10 protein-coding genes are annotated in these 11,942 nt (G+C 62.7%); 6 read left to right on the forward strand and 4 right to left on the reverse strand.

Going from position 1 to position 11,942, the window contains the following annotated elements; all coding sequences use genetic code 11:
• Positions 1-4 precede the first annotated feature (4 nt).
• Positions 5-862: a fumarylacetoacetate hydrolase family protein gene (locus ACK4FH_RS03320; RefSeq protein WP_409811183.1), complete on the reverse strand. Its 858-nt coding sequence runs from the start codon at positions 860-862 to the stop codon at positions 5-7.
• A gap of 122 nt (positions 863-984) precedes the next feature.
• Here ACK4FH_RS03320 and ACK4FH_RS03325 point away from each other — a divergent pair, with 122 nt between their 5' ends.
• From ACK4FH_RS03325 to ACK4FH_RS03350, 6 genes are all read left to right on the forward strand, one after another.
• Complete coding sequence (locus tag ACK4FH_RS03325) at positions 985-2,604, forward strand: flavin-containing monooxygenase (RefSeq protein ID WP_409811184.1); 1,620 nt, start codon at positions 985-987, stop codon at positions 2,602-2,604.
• An 82-nt stretch (positions 2,605-2,686) separates the two neighbouring features.
• The gene (locus tag ACK4FH_RS03330; RefSeq protein ID WP_409811185.1) at positions 2,687-5,956 is read left to right on the forward strand and encodes a carboxyl transferase domain-containing protein; all 3,270 of its coding nucleotides are present in this window, start codon (positions 2,687-2,689) and stop codon (positions 5,954-5,956) included.
• A 73-nt stretch (positions 5,957-6,029) separates the two neighbouring features.
• Positions 6,030-6,758, forward strand: a complete 729-nt coding sequence (locus ACK4FH_RS03335; RefSeq protein WP_409811186.1) for an SDR family oxidoreductase — start codon at positions 6,030-6,032, stop codon at positions 6,756-6,758.
• On the forward strand, positions 6,752-7,135 hold the full coding sequence (locus tag ACK4FH_RS03340) for a thiol-disulfide oxidoreductase DCC family protein (protein WP_409811187.1): 384 nt from the start codon (positions 6,752-6,754) through the stop codon (positions 7,133-7,135). Before ACK4FH_RS03335 ends, ACK4FH_RS03340 begins: the two co-directional genes overlap by 7 nt.
• Positions 7,136-7,139: 4 nt before the next feature.
• Positions 7,140-7,301 carry a DUF2256 domain-containing protein gene (locus ACK4FH_RS03345; protein ID WP_409811188.1) on the forward strand — a complete coding sequence of 54 codons (162 nt, stop codon included), beginning with the start codon at positions 7,140-7,142 and terminating at the stop codon, positions 7,299-7,301.
• A gap of 3 nt (positions 7,302-7,304) precedes the next feature.
• On the forward strand, positions 7,305-7,775 hold the full coding sequence (locus ACK4FH_RS03350; protein WP_409811189.1) for a cryptochrome/photolyase family protein: 471 nt from the start codon (positions 7,305-7,307) through the stop codon (positions 7,773-7,775).
• Here ACK4FH_RS03350 and ACK4FH_RS03355 read toward each other — a convergent pair.
• Genes ACK4FH_RS03355 through ACK4FH_RS03365 form a run of 3 tightly spaced genes read right to left on the reverse strand, consistent with a single transcriptional unit; the run spans position 7,756 to position 11,934 of the window.
• Positions 7,756-8,883, reverse strand: a complete 1,128-nt coding sequence (locus ACK4FH_RS03355; RefSeq protein WP_409811190.1) for an NADH:flavin oxidoreductase — start codon at positions 8,881-8,883, stop codon at positions 7,756-7,758. The genes ACK4FH_RS03350 and ACK4FH_RS03355 overlap by 20 nt on opposite strands.
• 16 nt (positions 8,884-8,899) lie before the next feature.
• A complete protein-coding gene (locus tag ACK4FH_RS03360) occupies positions 8,900-10,096 on the reverse strand; it encodes an ABC transporter substrate-binding protein (RefSeq protein ID WP_409811191.1) in 1,197 nt (398 codons plus the stop codon).
• Positions 10,093-11,934, reverse strand: a complete 1,842-nt coding sequence (locus ACK4FH_RS03365) for an AMP-dependent synthetase/ligase (RefSeq protein ID WP_409811192.1) — start codon at positions 11,932-11,934, stop codon at positions 10,093-10,095. Before ACK4FH_RS03365 ends, ACK4FH_RS03360 begins: the two co-directional genes overlap by 4 nt.
• Between the last annotated feature and the right edge of the window lie 8 nt (positions 11,935-11,942).

Raw genomic sequence — 11,942 nt, forward strand, 5'->3', positions numbered from 1 at the left:
CCGCTCAAGCCTCGTCGATAACCGGATTTGAAAGCAGGCCGACACCTTCGATCTCGATCTCGATCGTGTCGCCTGCCTTCATCCAGAGGGGCGGCGTCCGCGCAAAGCCGACGCCGGCCGGTGTTCCCATCACCAGCACGTCTCCCGCCTCGAGCGTGAGACATTGCGCAAGCAGCATGATCGTCTCGTCGACCGGGAAGATCATGTCGCGCGTGTTGGCGCTCTGCATGACCTTGCCGTTCAGCCGGGACTCGATATGGAGGCCCGTGGCACCGGGCGGCAGCTCGTCCGCCGTCACAAAGGCGGGGCCAAAGGGTCCGGTCGCATCGAAATTCTTGCCAATGGTCCATTGCGGTGTGCGGCGCTGATAGTCGCGCACCGAGACATCGTTGAAGCAGGCATAACCGGCTACATAAGAAGGCGCATCGGCCCTGGAGACATGGCGCGGTACGCGGCGGCCGATCACGGCGGCGAGCTCCGCTTCGAAATCGAGCTGTTCGGAGACGCGCGGCCGAATGACCGGCGCGTCATGGCCGATCAGCGTGGTCGCGCCGCGCATGAAGAAATTAGGGTAATCGGGCTTTTCCCGGCCGCCTTCCGCGGCGTGCTCGGCATAATTGAGCCCGAGGCAGATGATCTTGCCGGGCCGGGGAAGCACGGGCAGCAGCTTCGTGCCTTCGAGCGGGTGCCGAGGCGCCCCGGCGGCACAGCCCGCGGCTTCCGCAAGGGCACCCTCGCCCGCCTGAAGCAGACCGAGAAGCGAAAGAGCTGCACCCGTTTCCGCCGTGAGATCGGCGATTTCGCCGCCCGTCAGCAAGCCGAGCCGGGCCTCGCCTGCCCGTTCGAACGTCACAAACCGCATTTCGTCCTCCGCATTCCGCCGCGGGACTTTGCGCCGGAAGCGCATTCCTTTCAATCCCGCTTTTTTCTGGCGCGCTTACCGGTCTAGACTTGGGAAAAGAAAAATGAGGGAGGAGAAATATCATGACGCAGGGAAGTTCCGCCGGGCAGCCCGATTTCGATGCAGTGATTGTCGGCGCCGGGTTTGCAGGCATGTACATGCTGCACCGGCTTCGCAAGCTCGGTCTTTCGGTGCGCGTTTTCGAGACGGGCGACGGTGTGGGGGGCACCTGGTACTGGAACCGCTATCCGGGGGCGCGCTGCGACGTGGAAAGCCTCGAGTATCAATACGGCTTTTCCGACGAGATCCAGAAAGGCTGGACCTGGACCGAACGCTATGCCGCGCAGCCGGAAATCCTGCGCTACCAGAATTATGTCGCCGACAAGCTCGACCTCAGGAAGGACATCCAGTTCGAGACGCGGGTGACGGCTGCAAAATACGATGCCCAAAGCGGCCTTTGGACAGTGGAAACCGACAAGGGCGACAGGCTGCGGACCCGTTTCTGCGTCATGGCGACGGGGTGCCTTTCGGCAGCGCGCGTGCCCGACTTCAAGGGCATCGGCGATTTTGCGGGCAAGTGGTATCACACCGGCAACTGGCCGCATGAAGGTGTCGACTTCACGGGCAAGCGCGTTGCCGTGATCGGCACCGGTTCGTCCGGCATCCAGAGCATTCCCGTCATTGCCGACCAAGCGGCGCATCTCACCATCTTCCAGCGCACGGCGAATTTCACCCTGCCGGCAGGCAACAAGCCTCTTTCGCGCGAAGAAGTCGCCAGGACCAAGGAAACGCTGCTCGCCGATCGTGAACGCGCGCGGCAGACGCGGGGCGGGCTTATCTGCTTCGATTACAACGAGGCACTTGCCGAAGAAATGACGCCGGAGGCGCGCGAGAAAGAACTCGCGGCGCGCTGGACGCAAGGCGGCTTCGCCTTTCTCGGCGCCTATGGCGATCTCATGGCGACGAAGGAGGCAAACGACATTGCCGCCGATTTCGCCCGGGCGCAGATGCGGGCGCGCGTCGCGAAGCCAGAGATCGCCGAGAAGCTCATGCCCTATGATCACCCGGTCGGCGTGAAACGGCTTTGCCTCGACACGGGCTATCTCGAAATCTTCAACCAGCCCAATGTCGAACTCGTCGATGTGCGCGAGACGCCGATCGAGCGGATCACGAAAGCGGGCGTGCTGTGCGGCGGTAAGGAGTACGAAGCGGACGCCATCGTTTTCGCGACCGGCTTCGACGCGATGACGGGTGCCATTCTCGGCGTCGATATCACGGGCCGCGATGGCGAGAAGCTCCGCGAGAAATGGGCGGCGGGACCGCGCACCTATCTCGGCCTCGGCTCGGCGGGCTTTCCCAATCTTTTCTTCATCACCGGCCCCGGCAGCCCCTCCGTTCTCAGCAACATGATCGTCTCGATCGAACAGCATGTGGACTGGATCACGGACTGCATCTCGAAGCTCACCAGCGGCAATATCCGCTCCATCGAGGCGACGAAGGATGCCGAAGATGCATGGGTGGCGCATGTGAACGAGCTCGCCGCGGAATCGCTCTATCCGCAAGCGAACTCCTGGTATATGGGCGCGAATATTCCTAGCAAGCCGCAAGTCTTCATGCCTTATCCGGGCGGCGTCGATGTCTATGGGCAGAAGCTCGCAGAGGTCGCCGCCGCGGATTACGAAGGGTTCCTGCTCGGGGCGTGACCGGCAGCCCGCATTTGACAGACGGGCACTGGGTTCTTACTCAGGCTGAAACGCCATTTCCGGGGCGAGGGAGGCCCTTTGCATGAAAAGCCTGTTGATCGCCAATCGCGGCGAGATTGCCGTGCGCATTGCGCGCGCCGGTTCGGAACTCGGACTGCGGACCGTCGCCGTCTATGCAGAAGACGACACGCTGTCGCTTCATGTGCGTGCCGCCGATGACGTCCTGCCGCTGACGGGAACGGGCGCCGCCGCCTATCTCGACATTCGGCAGATCGTGGCGGAAGCAAAGAAGGCAGGCTGCGATGCGATCCATCCGGGCTATGGCTTTCTGAGCGAGAATGCCGCTTTCGCCGAAGCCTGCGCAAAGGAAGGCATCACCTTCATCGGCCCCTCGCCGGAGGCGCTGCGCCTTTTCGGCGACAAGGCCGAAGCCCGCGCGCTTGCGGCGAAGCTCGGCGTGCCGCTCTTCCCCGGCACGAATGGCGCAACGGGCCTTGAGGAGGCGCGCAGCTTCATGGAGACCCATGGCGCCGTCATGCTGAAGGCGCTGGCGGGTGGTGGCGGGCGCGGCATGCGCGCCGTCACCGATCCGAAGGACCTCGCGGAGGCCTATGAGCGCTGCCGCTCGGAAGCGCAGGCCGCTTTCGGCAGCGGCGACATCTATGTCGAGAAGCTCGTTCGCAAGGCGCGTCATATCGAAATCCAGATCGCCGGCGACGGCACGAATATCATCGATCTCGGCGAGCGCGAATGTACGCTGCAGCGGCGCAACCAGAAAGTTGTCGAAATCGCGCCGAGCCCGACGCTCGATACGGGACTTCGCAAACGCCTTGTCGAAGCGGCGCGGACACTTGCAAGTGCTGCCAGCTACAAGGGGCTCGGCACTTTCGAGTTCCTGATCGACATGGAAGCGAAGAAGGCCGAAAGCTCCATCGCCTTCATGGAAGCCAATCCGCGATTGCAGGTAGAGCATACCGTCACCGAAGAAGTGACGGGCATCGACCTCGTAAAGACGCAGCTACGCATTGCGGCGGGCGCGACGCTGAAAGATGTGGGCCTTGCCGACGTGCCTGCCCCGCGCGGCTTCGCGATCCAGCTTCGCGTCAATATGGAGCGGATGAACGAGGTGGGAGAAGCCGTGCCGACGGGCGGCGTGCTCAACGCGTTCACGCCACCTTCCGGCCCCGGCATCCGCGTCGACACATTCGGCTATGCGGGCTACCGCACGAGTCCGAATTACGACTCGCTTCTTGCCAAGCTCATCGCCCATTCGTCTTCGCCGGACTATGCTTCTGCCGTTTCGCGTGTGCGCCGTGCCTTGAGCGAATTCCAGATCGAGGGCGTAATGACGAACCTTTCCTTCCTGCAGGCGCTTCTTGCGCGGGCGGAAGTGCAGGCGAACGAGGTTCACACCGGTTTCATCGCCGAACATGCCGCCGAACTTGTGAAAGTGGAGGCAACGCCTTCACGCTTCTTTGCGGGCGGCAATGGCACGAGTGCCGCCGCCGCCAGGCATGTCGAAGGCCCGGCAGGTACGGCGCCCGTTCCTTCCACCATGCAAGGCAAGGTCATCTCCATCGATGTCGCCGAAGGCGCAACTGTCGCCAAGGGGCAGCAGATTGCCGTGCTCGAAGCGATGAAGATGGAGCACACGATTGCAGCGCCCTTTGGCGGCACGGTGCGCAAGGTGGCTGCTGTCACCAATGCAACGCTCATGGAAGGCGAGCCGATTCTCTTCATCGAGGCGGGTACAGGCGGCGACCAGGCGGCAGTGACGGAAGAAGCGATCGATCCCGACTACATCCGGCCCGACCTGCAGCATGTGATCGACCGCCATGCCGTCGGCCTTGACGAGAACAGACCGGACGCAGTGGCAAGGCGGCGCAAGCGCAACCAGCGCACTGTGCGCGAGAACATCGCCCATCTCTGCGACGAAGGCAGCTTCATCGAATATGGCGCGCTGGCGCTTGCCGCGCAGCGCCGCCGCCGCTCGATGGAGGAGCTCTTGAAGATGAGCCCGGCGGACGGGCTCGTTTCCGGCGTCGGCACGGTGAACGCTTCGCTTTTCGGCGAGGAAAAGGCGCGCGCGCTGGTGATGGGTTATGACTTCACCGTCTTTGCGGGCACGCAGGGCGCGATGAACCACAAGAAGATGGACCGCATGCTCTTTCTCGCGCGGGACCAGAAGCTTCCGGTGGTGCTGCTGGCCGAAGGCGGCGGCGGGCGGCCCGGCGACACGGACACCGCAGGCGTTGCCGGCCTCGACACACCGACCTTCCACACATTCGCGACGCTCTCAGGCAAGGTGCCGCTTGTCGGCATGACGGCGGGGCGTTGCTTTGCAGGCAATGCGGCGCTGCTCGGCTGCTGCGATGTCATCATCGCGACGGCCGATTCCAATATCGGCATGGGCGGCCCGGCGATGATCGAGGGCGGCGGGCTTGGCGTTTATGCGCCGGAGGATGTCGGCCCCGCCGAGGTTCACCGCAAGAACGGCGTCATCGACATTTTCGTGAAGGACGAGGAAGAGGCAATCGAGGCCTGCAAGAAGTATCTCTCCTATTTCCAGGGGCCGGTGGCCGAGTGGGAGGCGAGCGACCAGCGCATGCTGCGCCATCTCATTCCCGAGAACCGGCTCCGCGCCTATGACATCGACAAGGTGATCGAAGCGGTGGCGGACAATGGCTCCGTGCTCGAGCTGCGCGCGGCATTCGGCATCGGCATCAAGACCGCGCTTATCCGCATGGAAGGCCGGCCGATGGGGCTGATGGCGAACAATCCCTACCATCTCGGCGGCGCAATCGACGCGGAAGCCGCCGACAAGGCCGCGCGCTTCATGCAGCTTTGCGATGCGTTCGGTCTGCCGATCCTCTCGCTCTGCGATACACCGGGCTTCATGGTCGGCCCCGAGATCGAGAAGGCAGCGCAGGTGCGCCATGTGAGCCGCATGTTCGTGACGGCGGCAAACATGTCCGTGCCGCTCTTCGCCGTGGTGCTTCGCAAGGGCTATGGCCTCGGCGCGCAGGCGATGACGGCGGGAAGCTTCCACGCGCCCTTCTTCAATATCTCCTGGCCGACCGGCGAGTTCGGCGGCATGGGGCTTGAAGGCGCGGTCCGCCTCGGCTATCGCCGCGAGATGGAAGCGATCGAAGACCTGGAAGAGCGTGACGCCTTCTACCGCAAGATGGTCGACCGCTATTACGAGAACGGCAAGGCGACCAATATGGCCTCCTTCCTCGAAATCGACGCGGTGATCGACCCGGCTGAAACGCGGCACTGGGTCATGCGCGGCATGAAATCCCTGCCGCCTGTGGGCCCGCGCACCACGCGGAGTTTCATCGACACATGGTGAATCCTGCCGGCGAGTGAACCTCTGTCCGGCGAAAGACGTATCCATACGAGATTGCGTCTTTCGCCGGGCTGCCATGAACGAAAATTCAAAATCCGACCTGTCCTCGATCCCCGATGACGGCATTGCCGTCATTGCCGGGGCGGGCGGCGCCATTGGCGGGTCGCTGGCGGACATGGCGGAGGCAAGCGGCCGGTTTCGTGACGTGGTGCGATTGTCGCGCGTTACAACGCCTTCACTGGACCTGCTCGACGAGGCGAGCATCGAAGCGGCGGCAAGCGCCATTGCTGCGAAGAAAGCCCCGATGCGGCTCGTCATCGATGCGACGGGATTTCTCCACAATGAGGATTTTCTGCCTGAGAAGAGCCTCCGCCAGATCACGACCGCTCACATGGTCTATGCATTCACGGTGAACGCCATCGGACCGGCGCTGCTGATGAAGCATTTCCTGCCGCTTCTTCCCGCCCAGGGGAAGTCGGTTTTCGCGACGCTTTCGGCAAAGGTCGGCAGTATCGGCGATAACAGGCTTGGCGGATGGTACAGCTATCGCGCATCAAAGGCCGCGCTCAATCAGCTACTGCACACTGCCGCCATCGAAACAGCGCGTCGGCGGCGCGATGCGGTCTGTCTCGCACTTCATCCCGGCACGGTGGAAAGTCCACTCTCGGCGCCTTTCGGGAAATCGGGGGACGGCATTCGTTCGCCGCAGGAGGCTGCCCGGAACCTCATTGCCGTGATCGAGGATGCAGATTCCGTCGATAGCGGTCTCTTCCTCGACTACAAAGGCGAGGTATTGCCGTGGTAAAGAAGAACGAAGCCGAAAGCTGCGAGGTCTATTTCGATGGGTCGTGCCCGCTTTGCCGCCGCGAGATCGACTTCTACCGCCGCCGCGACGGCGCAGATGCGATCAACTGGGTCGATGTGAGCGCGTCAGACTATGCCGGTGGCGGCGGCGCTCCAGCACCTGATACGGCGATGAAGCGGTTTCACGTGAAACGGGCGGACGGTACGATTGTATCGGGCGGTGCGGCCTTTGCGGAACTATGGGCGGCTATACCGGCGCTTCGGCCCTTCGGGATTCTCTTCCGCCATCCGCCCTTTTCCTGGGCGATCGCACTTGGCTATCGCGCGTTTCTCCCGCTGCGCCCCTGGTTGCAGAAATTCGCCGCGCAGAGGGGATGAACCCATGCCGCGGATGCGCAAGAAGGCAGACCTTCCCGAGAAGATCTGCGAAGCCTGCGGGCGGCCCTTCGTCTGGCGCAAGAAATGGCGCGACGACTGGGACGCCGTGAAGACGTGTTCCGACCGCTGCAAGAGCGACCTCCGCGCCCGCCGCCGGAGCGCATGAGCCGTGGGCACGCTCCGTCTCATTCTTGGCGACCAGCTGACCCGCGACATCTCGGCGCTCGACGAGCTGGACAAGGCGCGGGACGTTGTGCTGTTCGCCGAGGTCCACGAAGAATGCAGCTATGTGCGCCACCACAAGCAGAAGATTGTCTTCATTCTTTCCGCCATGCGCCACTTCGCCAGGGAATTGAGGCGTGAGGGAATCAAGGTCGACCACATCCATCTCGATGATCCGGAGAACACGGGCTCGCTCACAAGTGAACTCGCGCGCGCCCTGAAACGCCACAAGCTTTCGCGCGCCGTTGTGACGCAACCAGAAACTGCCGTCGAAGAATCCACGCCTCACCATGTCCCATCGCACGCTGGGCGGATGGGGCCGCCCCCGGCGAGAGGACATCATGAACGAGGCAGGCGCGATCTTTTTGCGCATGCACAAGGGCGAGTTGTGAGGCGGATCAGGCTGCCTCTTCCGTGACAAAGCCTTTCCATGCCCGCATATAGGTGACGAAGGCGGACCCGAGCCCTTCATCGCGCAGATGCCGCTCCGTCACGGGCAGCGACGGCGACACGTAAGCCGGATCGGCAAGTACACGTCGCGGAAAATCATGCCGCAAGATTGCGGCGCGGCCGATCACCGCGAAGTCGTATCCGGCTTCGATCACTTCGGCCGCATCCTGCGCGCCCATGATCTTTCCCGCTGCGCCGAGCCGCACATTGCCGCGCTTCAGCTCCGTGAAGACGCTCATCAGCGAGCGGCCGTGGAACTCTTCTTCCACCGGCTCCTTCTTCACGTCCCAGAGCGACATGTCGAGATAGTCGATCTTCGCCTGCGTCAGCAACTCCGCCGCCACGTCGCGAATTTCCGCCAGCTTCAGGCCGAAGCGTTCCGGCGAAAGGCGGATGCCGAGCTGGAAGTCCGGTCCGCAAGCGGCGCGGATGCCATCCACGACTTCGAAAGTGAGCCGGGCGCGATTTTCAAGCGAGCCGCCATAGCGCCCGCCGCGCCGGTTGACCTCCGGCGAGAGGAACTGCGCAAGGAGATAGCCATGCGCGCCATGCACTTCTACGCCGTGGAAGCCCGCCTTCTCCGCGCGCTTCGCTGCCGCGATGAAGGCATCGCGCGCCGCCTCCACTTCCGCATCTGTCAGCGCGCGGGCGCCGGTTTCGGAATCATCGGAGGGGCCGACGACATCCTTCACGATCTCCTTCGGCGAGCGGATGCCGGCGTGGTGAAGCTGCACGGAAGACACCGAGCCCTGCCGGTTGATCTCGGCTGCGAGGCGCGTCAGCCCTTCAAGATGCCTGTCATCCCAGATACCGAGCTGACCGGGAAAGCCCTGCCCGCCCGCCTGCACATGGGCGGCACAGGTCATGGTGAGGCCGAAGCCGCCTTCGGCGCGCATGGTGAGCCAGCGGAACTCGTCATCCGACAGGCGGCCATCTTCGTGGCTCTGCGTATTGGTGAGCGGCGCGAGCATGAAACGGTTCTTCATGGCCGGGCCGCGGGCAAGCGAAAGCGGCGTGGCGAGCTTGTCGGTCGTGAGCATCGGTCCCTCGAAATCAGGTTTAATGGCGATGCCCACTATATAGCCGCCCGCGCTAGCTGCCGTCGAGCGACATGGCCTCGGTCAGCGTCACCCAGCGGCCATCCTTGATCTGCGCGAGGAAACCCGACTTCGTCCCAAGATGATCGCCTACCGTGAAATCGATGGGCACACCGCTGAGATCGGGATCGACCCAGGGTTCGAGATCGACGAGCGCCTGCGCGAAGCTTTCCGTTGTCGGCTCGGGGCCCGCCTTCTCCATCGCTTCGGCAAAGAGACGCGCCAGCGTATAGGCGCCCACCGCCTGCACATTCGCGACGAGGTTGAAGCGCTCATTATAGCTCTTAACCCATTCGCGGATTTTCGGGTTCGGATCGTCGGGATAGGGGATCGGTGTTTGCGAGATTGCGTAGACGCCGTTCACCGTGTCGCCGCCAAGGTCGTGGACTTCCGGCGTGTAGCAGGCCTGCGAGCAAATGAAGATCGGGTTCCAGCCGAGCGAGCGGGCAGCCTGCATTGCACCGATCGTCTCGCGTACCACGGTGCCGAGAACGACGAGCTCGACATCCGCCGCACGGAGCCGCGCGATCTGGCTCGAGAAGTCCGTCGCGCCGCGCTTGTAGGTCGTGCTTTCGACGATGGTGAGACCGTGAGCTTCGGCCTCCAGCTCCGCGCCTCGCTTCACATTGAGGCCGAATTCATCGTCCTGATAGAGCAGTCCGATCTTGGTCACGCCTTCGGTCTCGATGAAATAGCGCGTGCCGATCCGCATCGCATGGACATAGGGAATGTTCGAAGCGAACTTCAGCGGATGATAGGGATCGTAGGTCTGGTCAGCCGCCGTGAAAGGAAAGAGAATGGGTACGCCGCGCCGCAGCGCTAGCGGCATGGAGGCGATGACGGTGGGCGAACCGAGCGCCGCGATGATCGCGAAGACGCGGTCGCGATTGATGAGCTTCTGCGTGGCGAGCACGGCGCGGCGCGGATCGTATCCCGTATCCTCCACGACGAGACGGATCTTGCGGCCATGAATGCCACCCGCCTCGTTGATCTCTTCAAAGGCCATGATAAGACCGTTGCGCACCGGCACGCCCCATGAGGTGAGCGGGCCCGACAGATCCTGATGAGTGCCGATGACGATCTCGTTGTCGTGGATGCCCTGCGTGCCGGCGTTCGCAGGCAGCGCCGTGGCTGCAGCAGCCAGAAGAATGCCCGACGCGGCCAGGGCCCTCTTGAAGCGGGTCATTGTCATGCGGCTTCTCCCTTGTACATGCCTTCGATGAGATCGGCGTATTTCTTGTTCACAAGCGAGCGTTTAAGCTTGCCCGTCGCAGTGATCTCGTCATCCTCGGCCATGATCTGGTGTTCGATGACGCGGAATTTCTTGATCGTCTCGACACGGGCGAATTTCTTGTTGGCGCGGTCGATTTCGGCCTGCAGCAGCTCCAGCACTTCCGGCGCGCGGCAAAGGCTGCGGAAATCCGAGAAGGGCACGTTCGCGTCTTGCGCGAATTTCTCGACATTGTCGCGGTCGATCATGATGAGTGCGGAGAGGAATTTCCGCCGGTCGCCGATCACCACCGCATCCTGGATATAGGGCGAGAATTTCAGCTCGTTCTCGATTTCCGAGGGGGTGATGTTCTTGCCGCCCGCCGTAATGATGATGTCTTTCTTGCGGTCGGTAATCCGCACCCAGCCTTCATTGTCGATGACGCCGATATCACCGGTATGGAGCCAGCCATCGACCACCGTTTCGGCGGTCTTTTCCGGCTGGTTCCAGTAACCCATGAAGACATGCGGCCCTTTCATCAGGATCTCGCCGTCTTCTGCAAGGCGCAGTTCCGTATTCGGCACGGGTTTGCCGACAAGGCCGAACTTGTAGGTGCCGAAGGGCTGTGGGATGGTTGCGATGCCGGCATTTTCCGTCTGGCCATAGCCTTCGGCCATGTAGAGGCCGAGCGCGAAATACCAGCGGATGAGCTCGGGTGAGATCGGCGCCGCGCCTGACAGAATGTAGCGGCAGCTGTCGATGCCGAGCATCCGGCGGATGTTGCGCAAAACGAGGAAATCCGCGAGCGCAAAATGCCAGTCAAGCAGACGCGGCACCGGTTCGCCCGCGATGCGGCGGTCAGCCACTTTCTCGCCCACGGAAATCGCCCAGCGGTAGGCAAGCCTCTCAAGGAAGGTCGCATCCTTCAGTGAAATCGAAACGGTCGAATAGAATTTCTCCCAGATTCGCGGCACCGCGAAGAAGGCCGTCGGCTGCACCTCGCGCAGGTTTTCAGGCACGGTTTCGAGGTTCTCGGCGAAATTGACCGTCTGCCCCGTCATCAACTGGTTGAAGGTCGTGAAGGTGCGCTCCGCGATGTGGCAGAGCGGCAAAAAGGCGAGCGAGCGGTCTTCCGGCGTGTGCGGCAGCAGGTTCTGGTTGTTCGCCAACTGGAACATGATGTTGGCATGGCTGATCATGGCGCCCTTGGGCGGGCCGGTCGTGCCGCTCGTATAGACGAGGATCGCCACATTGTCGGGCTCGGTCTTCGCCGCCAGTTCATCGAACCGCTTCGGGTTGTCGCGTGCTTCCTTGCGCCCCAAGTCGATAAAGGCATCGAAACCCATCACCATCGGATCGTGGAAATCGTGGAGACCTTCCATGTCAAACACCACGATGCGCTTCAGCGAGGGCACGCGGTCGCGCACGGTCAGGATCTTGTCGAGCTGTTCTTCATTCTCGGCGAAGTAAAATTCGGCGCCGCAATCGTTCATGATGTATTCGACCTGCGGTGCGGTATCGGTCGGATAGATGCCCATCGAAACACCGCCTGCGCCCATGCAGCCGATATCGACGAAAAGCCATTCGGGGCAGACCTCCGAAACGATCGCGATGCGGCCGCCATCGGAAAGACCGAGCGCCTTGAGGGCGAGGCCCGCCGCGCGCGCCTTGTCGTAATATTCGTTCCAGGTGATCGGCTCCCAGAGCCCGAAATTCTTGTCGCGCATGGCGACGCGGGGGCCCAGTTCCTTCACGCGCTTCACGAAGAGCTTGGGAACGGTGTCGCAGTCCGGGGAAATGACGAGCGGGGAGAGTTTCATCGATATTC

Source organism: Parvibaculum sp. (assembly GCF_046297875.1).
Lineage (GTDB): Bacteria > Pseudomonadota > Alphaproteobacteria > Parvibaculales > Parvibaculaceae > Parvibaculum.